The organism is Acidovorax sp. K2F, assembly GCF_025246485.1.
Lineage (GTDB): Bacteria > Pseudomonadota > Gammaproteobacteria > Burkholderiales > Burkholderiaceae_C > Acidovorax > Acidovorax delafieldii.
This window is the reverse complement of the sequence record NZ_JAOBSQ010000022.1, coordinates 24616-44644: the sequence shown is the minus strand read 5'-3', so window position 1 is coordinate 44644 and position 20029 is coordinate 24616. Positions and strand designations below refer to the sequence as shown.

The window sequence follows — 20029 nt, the reverse complement described above, 5'->3', positions numbered from 1 at the left end:
CCCCGGGCCGGGAGGGTTAACAAATGTCAAATCCCCTCTCGCTCCGCTCGGCGCGAGCCCGCGCCGTGGTAGTTATGGCCAATAATCCGCAGTTCGATTTTGGATGGGGAGAACCATGCGCATAGCCGCTTTGGACGACGATGCGCTTCAGCTGGATCTGATCAAGCAGGCCACGGAGGCGATGGGCCATGTGTGCCATACCCACCTGACCGGTGCGGAGCTGATGCGTACGCTGCGCCGCGAAACCTTTGACCTGCTGATCGTGGACTGGCACCTGCCCGACACCACCGGACCCGAAGTGGTGCGCTGGGTGCGCCAGAACGTTGCGGCCCGCGTGCCCATCCTGTTCGTCACGCACCGCCAGGAAGAGCGCGATATTGTGGAAGGCTTGGGCAGTGGGGCGGATGACTTCATGGTCAAGCCCGTGCGCATCGGCGAACTCAATGCCCGCGTGGCCGCCCTGCTGCGCCGCGCCTACCCCGACAACACCGGCGGCGTGATGGAGTTTGGCCGCTACCGCTTCCTGCCCGAAACCCGGTCCATCGAAATGGACGGAGTGGCGGTGGAGCTGAAGAACCGCGAATACGACCTCGCCCTGTTCCTGTTCCAGAACATGGGGCGGCTGCTGTCGCGCGACCACCTCAAGGAAGTCGTCTGGGGCCAGGTGGCCGATGTGATGTCGCGCTCGCTGGATACCCACATCTCGCGCCTGCGCACCCTGCTCGACCTGCGCCCCGCCAACGGTTTCATCGTGACAGCGGTGTATGGCGTGGGCTACCGTTTTGAAGCCGTCGAAGCCCAGCACAAAGGCTGAAGGCCGCGACAGAGTCCGGCGGGCTCTGCCACCAGCACGCCTGCCCGTTCCGTGCCCCATGAAGGAGACATGACTTGATCACCCCCCTGCCATTTCGCATGCACTCGATTGCTGCAGCCCTGTTGTGCGTGGCAGCAACCACCGCCTTCTCGGCCCAGCCGGTCGCTGCCCCGTCAGTCACCCAGCTAGGCGATGAAATTGCCCACGCCGTGAAAGAGGGCGACACCCTGGAAGGACTGGCCCGCAGCTACCTCGCCAACCCGCGCCAGTGGCCGTTGCTGCAAGCACGCAACAAGGTGGCCGACCCCAAGCGTCTGCAGCCAGGCTCGTTGATCTTCATCCCCGTTCGGCTGCAGCCCAGCGAATCGGCCACCGTACAGTTTGTGCAGGGCGAGGTCACGGCGCAGGCGCGGGGCAGCGGCACGCCCGCCCCCATTGCGACCGGCAGCAAGCTGGAAGAAGGCACCGAGCTGAAGGTGGGCCCCGAGTCGTTCGTGGCAGTGCAGCTGGCCGATGGCACCGTGGTGCGGGTGCAGGCGCAGTCCGAACTGCAGCTGCGCCAGCTGCGTCGGCGGGGGCGCGCTGGCAGCGTGCAGTCGGTGCTGGAGATGCACAAGGGCGGCGTGGAATCGACCGTGCCACCCAGCGCCGAGCCCCTGCGGCGCATGGAGATCCGCACACCGCTGGCCGTGACCAGCGTGCGGGGCACGCAGTTCAGCGTGGCACTGGCCGATTCGGGCCAGACCACGGCGTCGGTAGAGCATGGCTCGGTCGCGGTGCAATCGCGGCGCGACACTGACAGCGAGCCCGGCGCTGCACTCAAGGCGCCGACCGCGCTGCTGGCTCCGGGCCAGGGTCTGGCAGTGGCCACGGATGGCACGGTGGGCGCCCCCCGCCCTTTGCTGCCCGCCCCCGATACCTCCGGCATGCCCACCACACTGGGCGATGCGGGACTGCTGGCCATCGACCTGCCCATGGCCTCCGGGGCCACCCGGTATGTGGCGCAGGTGGCGCAGGACCCGGCGTTCACCCAGGTGCTGCGCCATGGCAGCTTCCCCGACGGCCGTCTGCGCTGGAAGGCGCTGGACGATGGCCGCTACTACCTGGCCGTTCGGGCACTGGACGATGCCGGCATCGCAGGCCTGCCCGCCGTGCAGCCGTTCACCGTCAAGACACGCCCGGTCGCACCGCTGTACCAGCACCCTGCGCCCGGCGCCGTCGTACCCAGTGGCGCGGCCGAGCTGCGCTGCACGGAAGTCCCCGGCGTGCGCTGGTACCGCGTGCAGGTGGCCGTCGACGCCCAGTTCACCCAGCCCCTGCGCGACGAGCAGCGCCTGACCGAATGCCGCCTGCCCCTGGGGGCGCTGCCCGCAGGCAGCTACTTCTGGCGCATCGCCAGCCTGCTGGCGCTGCCCGACGGGCAAGCAGACCAGGGGCCGTTTGCACCGCCACAGCCTTTCACGGTGGCCGACCGGCCGACCGCCTTGTCCCTGCAAGCTCTGCAGGCGGAGGACGGAGACCCGACCGTGCGGCTGCACTGGCCTGCCCAGGCGGGCCAGCGCTTCCGGCTGCAGCGCACTGTGGCTACCGATCTGGACTTTGCCAAGGTCGCAGAGGACACCGTGCTCGACGCCCCGACCTGGACGGCCAGCAACCTCGCCGCCAGCGAGTACCTGGTGCGCATCCAGGTGCTGGATGCCAGCGGGCTGGAGAGCGATTTCTCTCCCCCGCGCAAGATCCGCGTGGGCACTGGCATCCGCACCGGTGCGGGTTTGCCGGTGTCCACCAGCAGCGGCACGCCCGTGGGGCGCCCTTGAGCGGGGCATGGAGCCCGTCCAGCCCAGCCCTGCGGGTCGCACCAGCGCGCGCAGCGGCCCTGGCATGCGCTGAGCAGACGCCCCGCATCCCACCACCCCTTTCATGCTGACCATCGCCCACCTGCGCCGCCGCCGACGCCGCCTGGAATGGGCGCTGCTGGCCTGCGCGCTGATGGCGCTGGTGGCCTGGCTCAGCACCGCGGATAGCCTGAGCCGCGTCAACCACCTGGTGCAGGATGCAGGCATGCGACTGGTCTCGCGGCCCGCACACCCCGACATCGTGATCGTGGCCATCGACGACGCCAGCATTGCCGCCATCGGCCGCTGGCCCTGGCGCCGGGCGCTGCATGCCGAGCTGATCTCGCGCCTGACCGCCCAGAACCCCCGTGCCATCGGCATGGACGTGCTGTTCAACGAAGCCGACCTGGACTATCCCGAGGACGACCTGCTGCTCACCGACGCCATCCGGCGCAGCGCCCGTGTGGTGCTGCCCGTGCTGCGACGCGGCTATGGCCCGGTCAGCAACCAGACCGACCTGCCCTGGCCCGCCTTTGCCGAGGCAGCCGCCGGCCTGGGCCATGTGCATGTGGCGCCCGACAGCGATGGCGTGGTGCGCAGCCTGTACCTGCAGGAAGGCCCGGCGGCCGCCCCCTGGCATCACTTCAGCACGGCGCTGCAGTGCGTGGCAGACCGTCAATCTGTGGCCGCCCGCGCGCCCTCGCCCGCCAGCGCATCGGATACCAGCCCCTGGCAACGCAATGACCCCACGCTCATCGCCTACGCCGCCGGGCCATCGCCCTTCACCACCTACTCCTACATTGATGTGCTGCGTGGCCAGGTGCCAGCCGGAGCACTGGAGGGCAAGTACGTGCTGGTCGGCGCTGCAGCCTCGGGGCTGGGCGACATGTTTGCTACGCCCGTCAGCCAGCAGTCGCGCCTGATGCCGGGCGTGGAGGTGGTTGCCCATGTGCTGGATGCCCGCCTGGCCGGCGAACACATCGTGCGCGCACCGCAGGCCTTGAACATCGCCTTCAACTTGGTGCCTGTGGCCTGTGCGCTGGTGGCCTTGCTGCTCATCGGCCCCCTGGCCGCCTTGCTGACCAGCGCCGGGCTGGCCCTGGCCACCTTGCTGCTGAGCATGGCCCTGCCCTGGTGGGCAGGTCTGCAGTTCGCTCCGGCCGCCGCCTTGCTGGGCCTGGCGCTGGCCTACCCGCTGTGGAGCTGGCGGCGCCTGAGCGCGGCTGCGCACTTTCTGCGGCTGGAGATGGAGAACCTTCAGCGCCAAGGCCTGGCCATGCGCTTGCGCAGACGGCCCGGAGACTCCGCCGACTTTCTGGAGCGCCGCATCAACGCCGTGGAGCGCGCATCCCACCAGCTGCGTGACCTGCACCAGTTCGTGAGCGAAAGCCTGCAGCAGTTGCCCTCACCCACCATCGTCTGCGCCCCCGACGGTGAAATCCTGCTGGCCAACCAGGCGGCCCGCCAACACCTGGGTGGGTCCGCCCAGCCCTCCTTGCAGGGCCTGTCCGTGGTGGACCTGCTGGCCGACCTCGTGCAGACAGGGACTCAAGAGCCGATCGTTACCCAGGCAGCCTTGCAACATGCTGCCTTGCCAGAACAGACCGAGGGCACCGACGCCCGGGGCCGCAGCCTACTGGTGCAGTGCAAGCCTTTCACCAACCTGGCCAATGCAGGCTGGCTGCTGACCCTGGTGGACCTGACCGAGATGCGCCGTGCGCTGCAGCAACGCGACCAGGCGATGCACTTCATCTCGCACGACATCCGCGCGCCCAACGCGTCCATCCTGACGCTGCTGGAGATGCAGCGTGCCTACCCCGGCCGCCTGTCGGACCACGAGTTGCTGGAGCGCATCGAACGTTATGCACAGGCTTCGCTGGGCATGGCCGAAAGTTTTGTGCAACTGGCCAGCGCGCAGACGCAGGAATACCGCATGGCGCCGCTGGACCTGGCCGCCCTGCTATCCGAAACCACCGACGACCTCTGGACCCTGGCCCGTGACCGCAACGTGGACGTGCGCACGGTGTCCACCCCAGACACTGCGCCCTGCCTGGGCGACCGCGCCCTGCTGTCCCGCGCGCTGACCAACGTGATCCACAACGCCATCAAGTTCAGCCCCGACGGCGGCACGGTGCAATGCGCCATCGTGGCGCGAGGTACGCACTGGGTGGTGTCGGTACGGGACCAGGGCCCGGGCATTGCCCCCGAGCAGCAAGGCCGTCTGTTCACGCCCTACCAGCGGTTGCACGACCACAGCCACCCGGCCATAGCAGGGGTCGGCCTGGGCCTGGCACTGGTGCAGACCGTCGTGCTGCGCCACGGCGGGGCGCTGGAGGTGGACAGCGACGTAGGGCGGGGGGCCGAGTTCCGGCTGGTGCTGCCGCAGCGGTTGGATGCGCCGCCGGACGACGACGAGCAATAGCTAGCGGCGAGGGGCTGACTGCGACTGCAGAAAATCGAGCACCGCCCGGTGGTCGCCCTGGAAAACGATGCGATCAGCCCGGCTTTGCCGCTGGTAGGCATACATCGGGTCGTAATAGTCGCGCATGAGTGCAGCAATCCAGCCGCGGTGCAGAGACAGGTCACCCTGATTGCGTTGCTGTACCAGCGCTGCCTGCATCGACCCACGAAGCGCCTGGTAGCGGTCGCCCCCAAGGCGCTTGGCGAGTTTGCCCAAGCTATCGAGCAACCGCGCTGCAAACAGGTCGGTACCCGCCACCTCGCCATGGACGGCCACAAAATCTGCGCACTGCTGCCACACGTAGTCGCCCAAGATGCGCTCTACACGGGCATCGAAAGCGTCCTCCAGGCAGACGACGGGCACCTGCTCCAGCCGCTGCCGCAGCTCCAGGGGCACTGAGCAGCTGCCCACATGGCGACCCTCGTCCTCCAGCACAAAAGTCGCATGGCCCCGTGCTCGCTTCTTCAGCACGTCGATGGCCAGCCGGTTCTCAAAATCGATCTGCGTCGGCTGGCCGCTCACGCGCTGGCCAAAACTGGAGCCACGGTGGTTGGCATGGCCTTCCAGGTCCAAGCCGTTGGCCAGTTGCGCAATCACCTCGGTCTTGCCGGTGCCGGTCAGGCCACTGAGCACCACCAACCCACACTCCGCCGCCGCCGCCTGCGTGGTGCCGATGAGGAAACCCCGCATGGCCTTGTAGCCCCCCACCACCCGGGGGTAGTCCATGCCCGCTTCGTTCAGCAACCATTGCTGCACGATCTGCGAGCGCAGCCCGCCACGAAAGCAATACAGCACGCCCTGTGGGTGCGCCTGCGCAAACTGCGCCCACGCCTTAACGCGCTGGCGCTTGATGCTGCCAGACACCAGCTGGTGCCCCAGCGCAATCGCGGCCTCCTGGCCCTTGTGCTTGTAGCAGGTGCCCACCTGCTGGCGCTCGCCATCGTCCATCAGGGGAAGGTTGGCAACCCCAGGAAACGCGCCCTGCCCAAACTCCACCGGCGCGCGCACATCCATCATGGGCACATCGTTCAGGAAGATGTGCCGGTAGTCCGTCAGGTTGTCGGGCATCAGCGCAACTCGACGGCAAAGGCCTGTCGCGGGGTGAGCTGGCCGATGGGCTGCAGCGCCAGGCCCAGTTCCGCAGCCGCCTGCAGGAACTCGGCCTCGCCCTCCGGACTCACGGCCACCAGCAGCCCCCCGCTGGTCTGAGGGTCGCACAGCAGGTGCTTTTGCACCTCGGTCAGGGGCGCAATCTTCGCGCCGTAGCTGTCAAAGTTGCGCAGCGTGCCTCCTGGCACACAGCCCTGGTCCATGTAGTAGTCCACTCCCTCCAGGCGGGGCACTGCCGCGTAGTCAATCACAGCGCTCAAGCCACTGCCCTCCGCCATTTCGACCAGATGCCCCAACAGGCCGAAGCCGGTCACATCCGTCATGGCTGCCACGCCTGCCAGCCGGCCGAATCGGCTCCCTGGCCGGTTGAGCGTGCACATCAGGTCGCGCGCCACCCCCACATCCTGGGCGCGCAACTTGGCCTTTTTCTCTGCGGTGGTCAGAATGCCGATCCCAAGGGGCTTGGTCAGATACAGGCGGCAACCCGCCGTGGCCGTGTCGTTGCGTTTGAGATGGCGCTTTTCGACGATGCCCGTCACCGCCAGACCGAAAATGGGCTCCGGCGCATCGATGGAGTGACCGCCTGCCAGGGGAATGCCTGCTGCGTCGCACACCGCACGCCCCCCGCGCACCACCTCACGCGCCACCTCGGGCGACAGCACATTCACCGGCCACCCCAGGATGGCGATGGCCATCAGCGGATCGGCACCCATTGCGTAGATGTCGCTGATCGCATTGGTGGCAGCAATGCGCCCGAAGTCGTACGGGTCATCCACGATGGGCATGAAGAAATCGGTGGTGGATACCACGCCGCGCTCGGCATCCAGGGCATACACCGCCGCATCGTCCCGCGAGGTGTTGCCCACCCAGAGCCGGGGGTCCAGGTGCTGCGCCCCACTGCCCGCCAGGATCACGTCCAGCACCTTGGGGCTGATCTTGCAGCCACAGCCTGCGCCGTGGCTGTACTGGGTCAGGCGGATGGGGGATGTCGTCAGGGTCTCAGGAAGCATGCGAGGTTCTTTCGTGGCATCAGGCGCGGGGCGCGCTACCCGTATTCTGGCGCTGCGCGGAACGCGGCCATGCATTGCAACGAATACCTTACCCCTCCTACGCCCGCACAGCGATACGAACACCATGGCGAATCTGCGAGCCGCTTCACCTGAAGCATGCGAAGCGGGCCAGCGAGCTGCCTGAATTGTTCTAACGGACCCAAAGAAAAAGGCCCCGTGCTATTGATTAGATAGCTACAGGGCCTTGATGCTGGCGGAGAGGGTGGGATTCGAACCCACGGTAGTGTTGCCACTACGCCTGATTTCGAGTCAGGTACATTCGACCACTCTGCCACCTCTCCTGTGTGTCGAAGCCTTCGATTATAGCCAGATTTTCAGGGCTTGAGCACAGCGGTGCCGCCAAGGTAGGGGCGCAGCACCTCGGGCACCGTCACGCTGCCGTCGGCTTGCTGGTAGTTTTCGAGCACTGCCACCAGCGTGCGGCCCACGGCCAGGCCCGAGCCGTTCAGGGTGTGCAGCAGCTCGTTCTTGCCTTGGGCATTCTTGAAGCGGGCTTGCAGGCGGCGGGCCTGGAAGGCTTCGCAGTTGCTCACCGAGCTGATCTCGCGGTAGGTGTTCTGCGCGGGCAGCCACACTTCCAGGTCGTAGGTCTTGGCGGCGCCAAAGCCCATGTCGCCGGTGCACAGGCTCATCACGCGGTAGGGCAGGCCCAGCTTTTGCAGCACGGCTTCTGCGTGGCGCGTCATTTCCTCCAGCGCTTCGTAGCTCTTGTCGGGGTGCACGATCTGCACCATCTCGACCTTGTCGAACTGGTGCTGGCGGATCATGCCGCGCGTGTCACGGCCGTAGCTGCCCGCTTCAGAGCGGAAGCATGGCGTGTGGGCCGTGAGCTTGATGGGCAGATCGGACTCGGCCACCACCACGTCGCGCACAAAGTTGGTCAGCGGCACTTCGCTGGTGGGGATGAGGTAGAGGGCCGCGTTGTCGGGCACGGGCTCGCCATCTTGGCCGCCCTTCTTGGCAGCGAACAGGTCGCCTTCGAACTTGGGCAACTGGCCTGTGCCCTTGAGCGAGTCGGCGTTCACGGCATAGGGCACGTAGCACTCGGTGTAGCCGTGCTCTTGCGTCTGCACGTCCAGCATGAACTGGCTCAATGCGCGGTGCAGGCGGGCGATGGGGCCCTTCATCACGGTGAAGCGCGAACCCGACAGCTTGACGCCCATGTCGAAATCGAGGCCCAGCGGGGTGCCGACATCGACATGATCTTTCACCTCGAAATCGAAATTGGCAGGCGCGCCCCAGCGGCGCACTTCCACATTGCCAGCTTCGTCGCTGCCCACCGGCACGGACTCGTGCGGCAAGTTGGGCACGGCCACCAGCATGGCCAACAGTTCGGATTGGATCTGCTCCAGGCGCGCGGCGGATCGCTCCAGCTCCACCTTGCCTGCGGCCACCTGGGCCTTGACGGCTTCGGCGCCGTCCTTGTCACCCCGGCTCATCAGCATGCCGACCTGCTTGGACAGCTGGTTGCGCTGGGCCTGCAGCTCTTCGGTTCGGGTCTGCAGCGTCTTGCGCTCGGACTCCAGGGCCTGGAAAGCGGAGACGTCCAGGAAGGCCTGGGGCTTTTTGCGGGTTTCCAGCCGCGCGATGGCGGTGTCGAGGTCTTTGCGGAGGAGAAGAATGTCAAGCATGGGGTCGATTTTAGAGGGCTGGCAGAAAAGCCAAGTTCAGAGCAACGGCACAGCTGTCGCGCAGAGCCCTGGCAATTGGCACGCACCAGAGCAGGGCCCCCGCGCAAGGGCCGCCCCACCGCGCTGGGGGCGTCCGCCTTGAGGGGGAAGACGCGCAGCGGCTCAGGGGCTATAGATTTGCCGGATCAAAGTTGGCGCCGCAGAGAATCAGGGCCACCGTTTCTTGTGGCTGGGGCTTGTAGGCACCGGTTTGCAGTGCGGCCAGGCCCAGCGCGGCGGCGGGTTCCACAGCCAGTTTCAACTCCTTCCACAGCCACAGCTGGGCCGCGCGGATGGCGTCATCGGGCAGCAGCAACGCGTCGTGCACATGGCGCTGGCTCACTTCCCAGCCAATGGCGCCGATGCGCTTGGCACCCAGCGAGTCAGCGGCCACGCCACCCACGTCCCCATCCACCGGCTGGCCCGCAGACCGCGCGGCGTGCAGGGTGGGCGCGCGTTCGGGCTCCAGTGCGACCACATGGGCGCGGCTTTCCACCCACGCGGCCACACCGCCAATGAGGCCGCCACCACCCACGCTGACCAACACCGAGTCGGGCAAGCGGCCGCCCTGCTCTTCGATCTCCAGCGCCAGCGTGCCCGCGCCTGCCACCACTTCGGGCTGGTCGTAGGCATGGGCCTGCAGCGCACCCGTGGCCTTCTGACGGGCCACGCAGGCTTCAAAGGCTTCGGAATATGCAGCGCCGGTGACAACCACCTCGGCCCCCAGCGTGCGCAGGCGGGCACGTTTGGCCTCGGGCGAGACCTCAGGCACAAAGACCTCGCAGCGCACCCCCAGGGCCTGCGCTGCCGCCGCCACGGCAATGCCGGCGTTGCCGCCGGAGGCAATGATCACGCCGCTCTCGGGCACCGGGTTGGCCAGCAGGCGGTACAACATGCCGCGCGCCTTGAAGCTGCCGCCCACCTGCAGATGCTCGAGCTTGAGCCAGACCTCGGCACAGTCCACGCCCAAGGACTTTCCGGACAGGCGCATCAGCGGCGTAGTGCGCAAAAAGTCGGGCTGGGTGGCCAGTTGGCGGCGGGCAGCGGCAATGGCGGCGCGGTCGATCATGCAGGGGCTCCGAATGGCAGGTGATGTCAAAAGAAGGGGGCAGTGTAGGGGCTGCCCGCAACATGCAGACACAACGCTGACTGCGCGCGCGCCGCACAACTGCCGATAACATGGGCAGAGCAGTCCCCACCCCACCGCGCTGGCCGGCCTGCGCGCAGGAGAAAAATCATGTTCTTTGTGTTCGGCCCGTCAGGCCAGATGTACCGGGGTGGCCCCGAAAACTTGGCACGTATTTCTGCGGTGCGCAGCGTGCAGCGCCCGCAGGCCCTGCGCACGCGGGCCATGGACGCACAAGATGGCCAGCCAGGGCCCGTCTTCACGGCCCCGTCCCGCCCCACTGCGACCACCACCAACGCTGCTGCGCCTGCAGCCATCGTCAACCTGCGCATGCACGACGCCGTGAGCGCCTACGCACAGACCGAGCAAGGCCCCCAGGCCAGCACCCGCCAACCGTTGACCAAGGTGAGCGATGTGATGACCACCGGCGGCGTGAGTGTGGCGCCGGACGTGCGTGTGAACGATGCCTGGCAGACCCTGGCCGAGCACAAAGTGGCGCAGGCGCCCGTAGTGGATGTGCTGGGCCGCGTGATCGGACTGCTGCTGAGGGCCGACATGGCGCCGCTGGACCTGCTGCCCGAACCCGGCGCCGTGAAGCAGGCGATCGACCTGGCTCGCCGCCCGGTGGCGGAGGTGATGGTGAGCCCCGTGCCCACGGTGTCCCCCGACACCGAACTGCGCCGCGTGGCCGCCGTGCTGCTGGACACGGGCCTGCCGGGCCTGCCAGTGACGGACGAAGCGGGCGTGCTCTCGGGCTTTATCTCGCGCACCGACATCCTGCGCGCCGTGGCGGCCGACCCGCCACTGGACCTGTGGAGCGGGCCCGCCGTGCCCCTGTAAGGGAATATTTGAATAAAAATGGCCGTTGGCGCTAGAAGAATATGCGCCGGCCGCTATCAATTCAGGAGTAAATAAAAAAGGGCGCCTGTTGGCGCCCTTGCACGATCACTAGCAGCCCTTCACGCCACCGTCAGTGGGCCGATGGACCTGTCTCTGGCGTGCGCTCACGAATCTCCAGACCCGTGGCCGCGTCGATCTTGAGCCCCTTGGGCAGCGGGAACTTGATGGTTTCCTCGATGCCCGCCATGGTGCGGACCGACACAGCGCCCAGCGCCTTGATGCGGTCGATGACCTGCTGCACCAGGATTTCGGGCGCCGACGCGCCCGCCGTGAGCCCCACGCGCGAACGGCCCTTGAACCACTCGCCCTGCAGCTCGTCAGCACTGTCCACCATGTAGGCGGTGGTGCCCAGCTTGGCCGCCAGCTCGCGCAGGCGGTTGCTGTTGGAGCTGGTGGGGCTGCCCACCACGATCACCACGTCCACCTGCGGGCTCAGCACCTTCACGGCGTCCTGCCGGTTTTGCGTGGCGTAACAGATGTCCTGCTGCTTGGGCTCGCGCACACTGGGGAAGCGCGCACGCACGGCGGCAGAGATTTCGGCCGCATCGTCCACCGAGAGCGTGGTCTGTGTGACCACGGCCAGCTTTTCGGTCTGCGCAGGCTGCACGCGCGCCACGTCTTCCACGTCTTCCACCAGGTGGATGCCGTGGTCCAGCTGGCCCATGGTGCCCTCCACCTCGGGGTGGCCCTTGTGGCCGATCATGATGAACTCGTAGCCCTCTTTGGCGAGCTTGGCCACTTCAACGTGCACCTTGGTCACCAGCGGGCAGGTGGCGTCAAAAATGCTGAAGCCACGCGCCTCGGCCTCTTGCTGCACGGCCTTGCTCACGCCGTGGGCGCTGAAGACCAGCGTGGCGCCGGGTGGCACGTCCGACAGCTCTTCGATGAAGATCGCGCCCTTGGCCTTGAGGTCGTTCACCACGTAGGTGTTGTGCACGATTTCGTGGCGCACATAGATGGGGGCGCCAAACTTCTGGATGGCGCGCTCCACGATCTCGATGGCGCGGTCCACACCGGCGCAAAAGCCACGCGGCTCGGCCAGCAGGATTTCTTTCGGCGCCAGCATCACAGGATCCCGATCAGCTGCACTTCAAAGGTCACGGGCTGGCCCGCCAGCGGGTGGTTGAAGTCGAACAGCACGGCGCCGTCGTCACGCACCTGCATCACGGCCCCGGCGTAGCTGCCCTGGCCGTCGGGCGTGGGGAACTGCACCACGTCGCCCACGTTGTACTTCTCGTCGGGATCGCCCAGTTCGTTCATCAGCTTGCGGGCCACCCACTGCTGCATGTCGGGATTGCGCTCGCCAAAGGCCTCGCCCGCAGGCAGCTCGAACGTGGTGCGCGTGCCCTCGGCCAGGCCTAGCAGGCGCTGTTCCATGGCGGGCGACAGCTCGCCCGTGCCCAGCGACAGGGTGGCGGGTTTGTCGGTAAAAGTGTTGATCACATCCCCCGCCGGGCCGGCCAGGCGGTAGTGCAGCGTGAGGAAGGAGCCCGGCTGAACAGTGGGAAGGGAGGTGGAAATAGAGGTCATGAGAGTCCCGATAAACTGCCGCGATTGTAGAAAACCGGGCAAACCCCTACCGCAGCCACCGCTGCTGGCGCGTCCCACCTCCTCTTCCATGGCCATCAAAGACCTGCCCGCCGACGCCCAGCCCCGCGAAAAACTGCTGGCACGCGGCCCCGCCGCGCTGGCCGATGCCGAGCTGCTGGCCATCCTGCTGCGCACAGGCATCGTGGGCAAGGGCGTGCTGCAGATGGCGCAGGAGCTGCTGGACCCGCCTGGCATCGACCCCGACACGGGCGCCGTCACCGGCGGCTTTGGCGGCATTGCCGGGCTGTTGCACACCAGCGCGGCCGACCTGGAACGCATCAAGGGCCTGGGCCCCGCCAAACGCGCCGAGCTGGTGGCCGTGCTGGAGCTGGCCCGCCGCGCCCTGGCCCAGCAGCTGCGCGAACGCGAGGTGTTCGACTCGCCCGATACCGTCAAGCACTATTTGCAACTGCACCTGGCCGCCAAGGGACACGAGGTGTTTGCGGTGCTGTTTGTCGATGCACAAAACCGCCTGCTGGCGCTGGAGGAGCTGTTTCGCGGCACGCTCACGCAGACCAGTGTGTACCCGCGCGAGGTGGTGCTGCGCGCCCTGCACCACCAGGCGGCCGCTGTGGTGCTGGCCCACAACCACCCCAGCGGCAGCGTGCAACCCAGCCGCGCCGACGAGGCGCTGACCCAGACCCTGAAGACCACGCTGGCCCTGGTGGATGTGCGCGTGCTCGACCACGTGATCGTGGCGCCGGGCCAGGCGCTGTCGATGGCAGAAAAGGGCCTGATGTGACCGCCCCAGCCCCCGCACCAACCCCGCTGCCCACGGCCCTGCAAGCAGCGCTGGCACGTGCTGCGTACGCTGCTCCAGGTAAAGCGGCGCCTATGGAAACCACCGCTCCCGCATCGGCCCCCACCGCGCCCCGGTCCACCCGGCGCGCAGGGCTGGCCGACAAAAAAGCGGCGGCCAAGGCGGCCATGCGCCCGCTGCGCCACGCCCCCGCCGCGCCCGCGGCCGCAGACAACCCCGCACCACCCCGCCGCCGCGCCCCCCCGGCCCCGCGCCGCGCGGGCGAACGCATCACCCAACTGCAGGACCTGGCCACCGTGGCCCGCCGCCTGCGCGAGGACCAAGAGCGCCGCGAGGCCGAAGACAAAGCCCGACGCGAAGCCGCCGCCCGGGCCGAGGCCGAGCGCCACCTCTTCAGCCGCAGCGTGGGCCCCGTCACCCCACTGCGCAACCCGAATGTGGCGCGTCTGCGCCGCCACCAGCCGCCGCCGCTGCCGGTGCAGCACTGGCTGGACGAGGAACGGGTGCTGCTTGAATCCATCAGCGACGACTTCGATGTGAGCACCCTGCTCGACACCGACGACCAGTTGAGCTTTCGCCGCCCAGGCATTGGTGTGGAAGTGACGCGCCGCCTGCGCTCTGGCCACTGGAGCATCCAGCGCCAGCTGGACCTGCATGGCCTGCGCGTGGACGAGGCGCGCGAAGCGCTGGGCGACTTCATCCGTCATGCCCACAAGACGGGCCTGCGCTGCGTGCGCGTGGTGCATGGCAAGGGGTTGGGCTCGCCCGGCAAAAGCCCCGTGCTCAAGGGCCGCGTGCAACGCTGGCTGGTGCAGAAGAACGAGGTGCTGGCCTTCGTACAGGCGCGGCCCATGGATGGGGGCGCAGGGGCGCTCGTGGTGCTGCTGCAACCCGTTCTACGCAAAAATTCATAAAAATAGCTGCAAGCGCTACATCCATATACGCTTGCAGCTATCGAAAGCAGAGCATTTCAGCGCCCTACAGCAGGCTGCTCCGTAGCGGTGCTACGAACGCATGCACCGCCACGGCCTCCGTAACAGGAGGGGGACGACTACTTGGACAGGTCCACGCCGTACTTAGACGTGCCCTTGCCCGACCCATCGTCGGCCGCCAGCAGCGACACGTTGCCCAGCCCGGCCGCCTGCGCCACGCTGAGGGCATTGGCGCCTGAGCTGAACACCACCGGACCCGCCACCGTGACCTTGGCAAAGCGCCAGCTCTTGGCAGCGCCGTTGGCCGCGCGGGTCACTGCCGGGTTCTTGCGGATGTAGTCGATCACCACGTCGCGGTTGGCGTCGGGCGAGGCCCAGATGGTGCCCGAGCCGTCGAGCTTGTCGATGAAGCTCTTGCCGCTGGTGGCGCGGTAGTTGTTGGTGGCGATCACGAACTCCTGCGCCACATCGATGGGCTTGCCCAGGTATGTCAGGTTCTTGATGCGGCTGCCCACGGGCTGGGTCACGTCGATCTCGTACTGCATGTCCGCCGTGGTGAACATGTCGAAGTTGTACCCAGGGAAGGTGCTGATGAGCTGCTGCTCGGTGGTCTTGGCGGGGTCGATCTGGTTGAAGCGCTTGGCAGCGGCTTCGAGCCAGTTCTTGATGTCCGCGCCGTTCACCTTCACCGCATACACCGTGTTGGGGTACAGGTACAGGTCGGCGGCGTTGTTGATGGCCAGCGGGCCCACGGCCACGTCGGTGTAGTCGGCCCCGCCCTGGAAGCCGCTCTTGAACGGTGCGCTCACCGACAACACCGGCAGCTGCGCGTACTGCGGCAGGCTGGCCTTGATGTAAGCCGCCACATAGGCCTGCTGCGCCTGGTTCACGATCTGGATCGCGCCGGGGTCACCTACATCAGCAAACAGCGTGCTCATGCGGAAGTCGGTCTGGCCGATGGGTGTCTTCACGTACTTGATCGCGGCCTGGTGCTGTGTCTCGATCAGCGGGGCGATGGCGGGGTCGGCGTCCACGGTCACCGTGGCGCCTGCGGCATTCTTGCTCTGGATGTTGCGCAGCTCGCTCTTGCTGGCGGACTTGTTGACCACCCACTTGCTGCCGTCCCATTGCAGCGCCAGCTGCACCACCCCCAGGGCCTTGCCCCAGGAGCTGGCCATGACGGCAGGCACTCCGTTGATGGTGCCCGCCTTGTGGTCAACGCCGGTCAGGTTGAAGCTGGGCGTGGCGGCCGTGTCGGGGAACACGCCATGCTGGTGGCCCATCACCATCGCGTCGATACCTGCCACCTTCGACAGGTACAGGCCGGGGTTCTCCATGGTGGCCGAGTAGGCGGCACTGTCGAGACCGCCGTGCAACAAGGCCACCACGATGTCAGCCCCCTTGGCACGCAGCTCGGGCACGTACTTGTTGGCGGACTCAACGGCGCCTTCGGTGTAGACCTTGCCTTCCAGGTAGCGCTTGTCCCAGTTCATGATGCCGGGGGTGGTAAAGCCGATCACGCCGATCTTGATCGGCAGCTTCACCTCCTTGCCATCCGTACCCTTGGCCACCAGCGTGCGCTCCAGCAGCGTGTAGGGCTGCACCAGCGGCTTCTTGGTCTTATTGCTGTACACGTTGGCCAGCACGGCGGGGTAGCCAGCGCCTGCGCACTTCTTGGAGGGGTCCACGCCGTCCACATCCAGCCCGCCGCCCAGCACCTGGTTCAGGAAGGGCAGGCCGTAGTTGAACTCGTGGTTGCCCAGCGTGCCCGCATCAAAGCCCAGCGCGCCCATGGCTTTGTACATGGACAGCTGCTGCGTGCACGGGATAGGGCTGATGGTGGCCTCGTAGTCGGCCAGCGCGGTGCCCTGGATGGTGTCGCCGTTGTCCACCAGCAGCGTGTTGGCAAACTCCTTGCGGGCCGCGCGCACCAGCGTGGCCGTGCGCTCAAAGCCGTAGCTTTTGTCTTCGGCCAGCTTGAAGTAGTCGTAGCTGCGCACGTTGAAGTGCAGGTCGGTGGTCTCCAGCACGGCCAGCGTGGCCGTGGCGCCCGCGTTGCTGCTGGCGTTGTCGCTGCTGCCGCCGCAGGCAGCCAGCGACGCGGCCAGTGCCACCATGCCACATGCAGCCATGCGGCGTGAAACATGCGAAGGAGAAATCAGAAAGCCCAGAGTGCGTTCAGACATGAACAGTCCCGAATTGAAACAAGGGACCGAGTGTCTGGGCCAGGTTTGACAGCGGTGTGACGTGGCAACGTGGCCGCAACACTTGTGCTTCGTGCTGCGGTCAGTGCGCCTTGCAGCGACTCACTCGATGCGGTACACGTCGCCGTTATGCGGCGAGGCGCTTTCGTGAAACAGGTCTTCCAGAAACTGTGCCAGCTCATGCTCTTGGACAAAGTCGGGGATCACAAAACCCGACGGTGAGCGCTTGCCATCTGCGCCCACGCGGTAGGCCTGCCACAGCGCATCTTCGCGGCGCACTTCGACGATCCGGCCGAAAACATTAAAACGGGGGTAAGAGTTCAACGGTGCTGCCATGGGGTACCGATCTATCCTTCGGCCTCTTGCCGAAAACCATCACAGATCACTACCCATGCGGCTTTGGAGGCCACATGGATGTGCTTTTGGGGCGGGGTCTCGTAGGCGGTGTCCAAGGTACCCAGCGGCACGGCCACCCACTCGGTATAGGGGCCTTCGCTGTGCCACAGCAAGGGCGAGCCACACACCGAGCAAAACGTGCGCGTGACCTGGGGCGAAGACCGGTAGGTGCGCGTCAGCCCTTGCCCAGACACGAAGCGATGGTGCACACGCAACACGCTGCCATAGCTGCCAAACGCCGCACCATGCGCCTTGCGGCACATCGAGCAGTGGCAGTGCGATGCACCCTGCAATGGCGCCGTGGTTTCGTAACGCACGCCACCACACAGGCAACTGCCTCGGTGCACAGCAGCAGGCGTCGTCATGGCGCCACCGACGCGATCAAGTCCACCTCCACCGTCGCGTTCTTGGGCAGCTGCAGCACACCCACCGAGGTGCGGGTGTGGGCACCAGCCTCGCCCAGCACGGCAAACAGCACCTCGGAGGCACCGTCGGCCACCTCGCTTTGCTGCGTGAAGGCAGGCGCCGACTGCACGTACACGGTGATGCGCAAAATGGATTGCACGGCATCGAGCGAACCCAGCGAGCGCTGCAGCAAGGCCAGCGCCCGCATCACACACACCTTCGCTGCTTTTTGCGCATCGGCCAGCGTGGCGACCGCCCCGGCAGCGCCCGTGACCACCACGGTGTCGCCCACGCGCGGGATCTGCCCGCTCAGGTAGATGTGGTGGCCGTCCCGCACGAGCGGGACGTAGTTGCCACCAATCTTGATCTCGCCATCAAAGCAGTAGCCCAGCGCCTGGGCTTGTTCCTGAAATCTCGCGTCGCGTGACATGGACATGGGTCTCCTGAAAAAACTGCGGCCTTCGCAGCGGGCTACATGAAGCGCGCAAAAGGGTCTACCAGCGAGGCGATCGACACGGTGCCGGGCGCCCCACCCTCGTCACACCGCGCTGATTCATGCCCTGCCGGCACGGGCACGGCGGGCAAAGGCTGCATGCGGCGGCCATACACGCGCTGCACGCGGTCGTCGAGCGTGGGGTGGGTATCCAGCCAGCGCTCCATGCGGCTGCGGCCGGGTACATCCACCAGCAGCATGTGTTGCACGGCCGGGTGGGCCAGGCCGGTGTGGACGGGGTTCTCGGCATACCCGGCCGGGGTGTCACGACGCTGGGCCATGACCTTGCGCAGTACGCCACCCAGGCCATCGCGGCTGCGGGTCCATTGCACCGCGCGTGCGTCGGCCAGGTATTCGCGCTGTCGCGATACTGCGGCCTTGAGCATGCGGCCGGTGAGCCAGCCCGCAAAGCCCGCCACCATGATGGCCGAGCCGAACCACCAGGCCAGGCCCCGACGCTCGCGCATCGTGTCGCCAAAGTTGTAGACCAGCTCCAGCCCGAACACCATGCCCGCCAGGCGCATCTTCAGGCGGGTGTCGCCCTCATGCAGATGGCTCAACTCGTGCGCCACCATGCCCTGCATCTCTTCGCGGGTGAGGTAGTCCAGGGCACCCTGCGTCACGGCAATGACGGCGTCGCTCTCGTCCCACCCGGCAGCAAACGCGTTGATGGCATCGGTGCGCGGCATGACCATGATCTGCGGGCGCGGCATGTGCGCGGCAATGCACAGCTCGTCCACGATGTTGGACAGCCGCTGCTCGGCGTGCGACAGCGACGGGCGCAACTCGCGCGCGCCCACACGCTGCGCCAGCTTGACACCGCCTGCGCGCAAGTTGGACGTCTCCACCCACCAGCCGCCAAGCACCAGCATCAGCGAGACACCCACATTGGCGGCCAGAAAACCTTGTGGAAAGGGCAAGTGCACGGGCAGCACCGCCACCATCAGCCACCAGGCCAACGCCAGGGCAGCGTGCACAGCCGCTACCAGAACGACCACAGCGAAGGCAAAACCCAGCAGCAACCGACGCGTCTCGCTGCGCGCGTTTTGCTGGTGATCCCAGAACTTCATGGGTGTGGCAGTGGAAGGGTCAGAACTTCACCCGGGGCGCGGCGCGCTCTTCATCGGACTGCGTGGATGCCAGCATGGGCGCGGGCGCAAAACCCAGCAGACGCGCGACGATGAGGTCCGGGAACTGCGCCGCCGCGTCGTTGAACTCCAGCGCCTGGTCGTTGTAGGCCTGACGTGCAAACCCCAGGCGGTTTTCGGTGCTGGTGATCTCTTCGGACAGCGACTGCATGGAGGCGTCGGCCTTGAGTTCAGGGTAACTCTCGGCCACCACCATCAGGCGGCCCAAGCTGCCGCCGAGTACACCCTCTGCCGCCGCCAGCGCGCCCATGGCGCTGGCGCTTTGCGGTGCGGCACGCACCGCCGCAGCCGCGCCCTGCGCCTGGCTGCGGGCCTTGATCACGGCTTCCAGCGTGGCTGCCTCGTGCGCCAGATAGCCACGCGCCACCTCTACCAGGTTGGGGATCAGGTCATAACGGCGCTTGAGCTGCACGTCGATCTGGCCAAACGCGTTGGCAATGCGGTTGCGCAACTGCACCAGCCGGTTATAGACCGCCACCGCCCACAAGCCCAACGCGACCAGCACAACGACCACGACCCATGCGGTTGCCGACATACCCCACCTCCTGTATTTGTTGGAGGGAGCATCTTAGATGCCTGTGGAGGCGGCCCCCCGGAAACATACCAGGGCGCCATTCAACGGCGCAAACGGGCACCACCTCGCGGGCGGGCTACACCCCTTTGTTGCGCATCCAGTCCGCCGTGCCCATGAAGCTTTCCTTCAGCCGCACGCGCAGGTCGGAGGGCACACCGGTCTCGCCCATGGCCTGGTCCATGCAGGCCACCCATTGGTCGCGCTCCTTGATGCCGATGGCAAACGGCATGTGGCGCGCGCGCAGGCGCGGGTGGCCAAACTGGTCGGTGTAGTACGACGGCCCACCCAGCCATCCGCACAAAAACATGAACAGCTTTTGCCGCGCCTGGCCGAGGTCGCTGCCATGGGCGGCACGCAGCTCGGTGTAGCCGGGCTCCAGGTCCATCAGGTCATAGAAGCGCTCGGTCAAGGCGCGCACGCGTTTTTCGCCGCCGATCCATTCAAAAGGGGTGGTGGCCACGGGGGCGTCTGCGGCGGAGGACGAGGGGGTGGATTCCATGGGGTTGGCAAGGAGAGGTTGCCAGACGGTGTCGGGAAGCCT

General features: G+C 66.8%; 19 protein-coding genes and 1 tRNA gene. 6 read left to right on the top strand and 14 right to left on the bottom strand.

What is annotated here, in order from left to right; translation table 11 throughout:
* Positions 1–115: 115 nt before the first annotated feature.
* The 3 genes from N4G42_RS06810 to N4G42_RS06800 all read left to right on the top strand — a co-directional run bounded on the left by N4G42_RS06810 (position 116) and on the right by N4G42_RS06800 (position 5071).
* Positions 116–814, top strand: coding sequence for a response regulator transcription factor (locus N4G42_RS06810; protein WP_056060880.1), 699 nt, complete (start codon positions 116–118; stop codon positions 812–814).
* Positions 815–888: 74 nt separating this feature from the next.
* Complete coding sequence (locus tag N4G42_RS06805; RefSeq protein ID WP_260666640.1) at positions 889–2631, top strand: FecR domain-containing protein; 1743 nt, start codon at positions 889–891, stop codon at positions 2629–2631.
* A gap of 103 nt (positions 2632–2734) precedes the next feature.
* Entirely contained in the window at positions 2735–5071 is a 2337-nt protein-coding gene (locus N4G42_RS06800; protein WP_260666639.1) for a CHASE2 domain-containing protein, read from the top strand.
* On the opposite strand, the gene mnmH is transcribed toward N4G42_RS06800, so the two are convergent.
* From mnmH to N4G42_RS06775, 5 genes are all read right to left on the bottom strand, one after another.
* Positions 5072–6178 carry a tRNA 2-selenouridine(34) synthase MnmH gene (gene mnmH, locus N4G42_RS06795; RefSeq protein WP_260666637.1) on the bottom strand — a complete coding sequence of 369 codons (1107 nt, stop codon included), beginning with the start codon at positions 6176–6178 and terminating at the stop codon, positions 5072–5074. It abuts the gene before it with no gap.
* Positions 6178–7230: a selenide, water dikinase SelD gene (gene selD, locus N4G42_RS06790; RefSeq protein WP_260666636.1), complete on the bottom strand. Its 1053-nt coding sequence runs from the start codon at positions 7228–7230 to the stop codon at positions 6178–6180. The genes mnmH and selD overlap by 1 nt, the downstream gene beginning before the upstream one ends.
* Positions 7231–7481: 251 nt before the next feature.
* A tRNA-Ser gene (locus tag N4G42_RS06785) sits at positions 7482–7571 on the bottom strand.
* A 33-nt stretch (positions 7572–7604) separates the two neighbouring features.
* The gene (gene serS / locus N4G42_RS06780; protein WP_260666635.1) at positions 7605–8921 is read right to left on the bottom strand and encodes a serine--tRNA ligase; all 1317 of its coding nucleotides are present in this window, start codon (positions 8919–8921) and stop codon (positions 7605–7607) included.
* Between the two features lie 169 nt (positions 8922–9090).
* Positions 9091–10029 (bottom strand): threonine/serine dehydratase, encoded by a 939-nt coding sequence (locus tag N4G42_RS06775; RefSeq protein WP_260666634.1) that lies wholly within the window; start codon positions 10027–10029, stop codon positions 9091–9093.
* A gap of 168 nt (positions 10030–10197) precedes the next feature.
* Here N4G42_RS06775 and N4G42_RS06770 point away from each other — a divergent pair, with 168 nt between their 5' ends.
* Entirely contained in the window at positions 10198–10926 is a 729-nt protein-coding gene (locus N4G42_RS06770) for an HPP family protein (RefSeq protein ID WP_260666633.1), read from the top strand.
* 130 nt (positions 10927–11056) lie between these two features.
* On the opposite strand, the gene ispH is transcribed toward N4G42_RS06770, so the two are convergent.
* Positions 11057–12052: a 4-hydroxy-3-methylbut-2-enyl diphosphate reductase gene (ispH, locus tag N4G42_RS06765; RefSeq protein ID WP_056747430.1), complete on the bottom strand. Its 996-nt coding sequence runs from the start codon at positions 12050–12052 to the stop codon at positions 11057–11059.
* Complete coding sequence (locus tag N4G42_RS06760) at positions 12052–12516, bottom strand: peptidylprolyl isomerase (RefSeq protein WP_056060856.1); 465 nt, start codon at positions 12514–12516, stop codon at positions 12052–12054. The genes ispH and N4G42_RS06760 overlap by 1 nt, the downstream gene beginning before the upstream one ends.
* An 88-nt stretch (positions 12517–12604) precedes the next feature.
* Here N4G42_RS06760 and radC point away from each other — a divergent pair, with 88 nt between their 5' ends.
* Positions 12605–13318, top strand: coding sequence for a RadC family protein (radC, locus tag N4G42_RS06755; protein WP_260666632.1), 714 nt, complete (start codon positions 12605–12607; stop codon positions 13316–13318).
* A gap of 185 nt (positions 13319–13503) precedes the next feature.
* The gene (locus tag N4G42_RS06750; protein ID WP_409557804.1) at positions 13504–14250 is read left to right on the top strand and encodes a Smr/MutS family protein; all 747 of its coding nucleotides are present in this window, start codon (positions 13504–13506) and stop codon (positions 14248–14250) included.
* Between the two features lie 137 nt (positions 14251–14387).
* On the opposite strand, the gene N4G42_RS06745 is transcribed toward N4G42_RS06750, so the two are convergent.
* The 7 genes from N4G42_RS06745 to N4G42_RS06715 form a co-directional block, all read right to left on the bottom strand.
* Positions 14388–16400, bottom strand: coding sequence for a bifunctional 2',3'-cyclic-nucleotide 2'-phosphodiesterase/3'-nucleotidase (locus N4G42_RS06745; protein ID WP_260666674.1), 2013 nt, complete (start codon positions 16398–16400; stop codon positions 14388–14390).
* Positions 16401–16574: 174 nt separating this feature from the next.
* Positions 16575–16808, bottom strand: a complete 234-nt coding sequence (locus N4G42_RS06740; protein WP_260666630.1) for a hypothetical protein — start codon at positions 16806–16808, stop codon at positions 16575–16577.
* Positions 16809–16819: 11 nt separating this feature from the next.
* Positions 16820–17233 carry a GFA family protein gene (locus N4G42_RS06735; protein ID WP_056747423.1) on the bottom strand — a complete coding sequence of 138 codons (414 nt, stop codon included), beginning with the start codon at positions 17231–17233 and terminating at the stop codon, positions 16820–16822.
* On the bottom strand, positions 17230–17703 hold the full coding sequence (locus N4G42_RS06730) for a RidA family protein (protein ID WP_260666673.1): 474 nt from the start codon (positions 17701–17703) through the stop codon (positions 17230–17232). The genes N4G42_RS06735 and N4G42_RS06730 overlap by 4 nt, the downstream gene beginning before the upstream one ends.
* A gap of 41 nt (positions 17704–17744) precedes the next feature.
* Positions 17745–18836, bottom strand: coding sequence for a M48 family metalloprotease (locus N4G42_RS06725; RefSeq protein ID WP_260666629.1), 1092 nt, complete (start codon positions 18834–18836; stop codon positions 17745–17747).
* 19 nt (positions 18837–18855) lie between these two features.
* Positions 18856–19449: a LemA family protein gene (locus N4G42_RS06720; protein WP_056060837.1), complete on the bottom strand. Its 594-nt coding sequence runs from the start codon at positions 19447–19449 to the stop codon at positions 18856–18858.
* Positions 19450–19564: 115 nt separating this feature from the next.
* Positions 19565–19987, bottom strand: coding sequence for a group II truncated hemoglobin (locus tag N4G42_RS06715; RefSeq protein WP_108497517.1), 423 nt, complete (start codon positions 19985–19987; stop codon positions 19565–19567).
* Between the last annotated feature and the right edge of the window lie 42 nt (positions 19988–20029).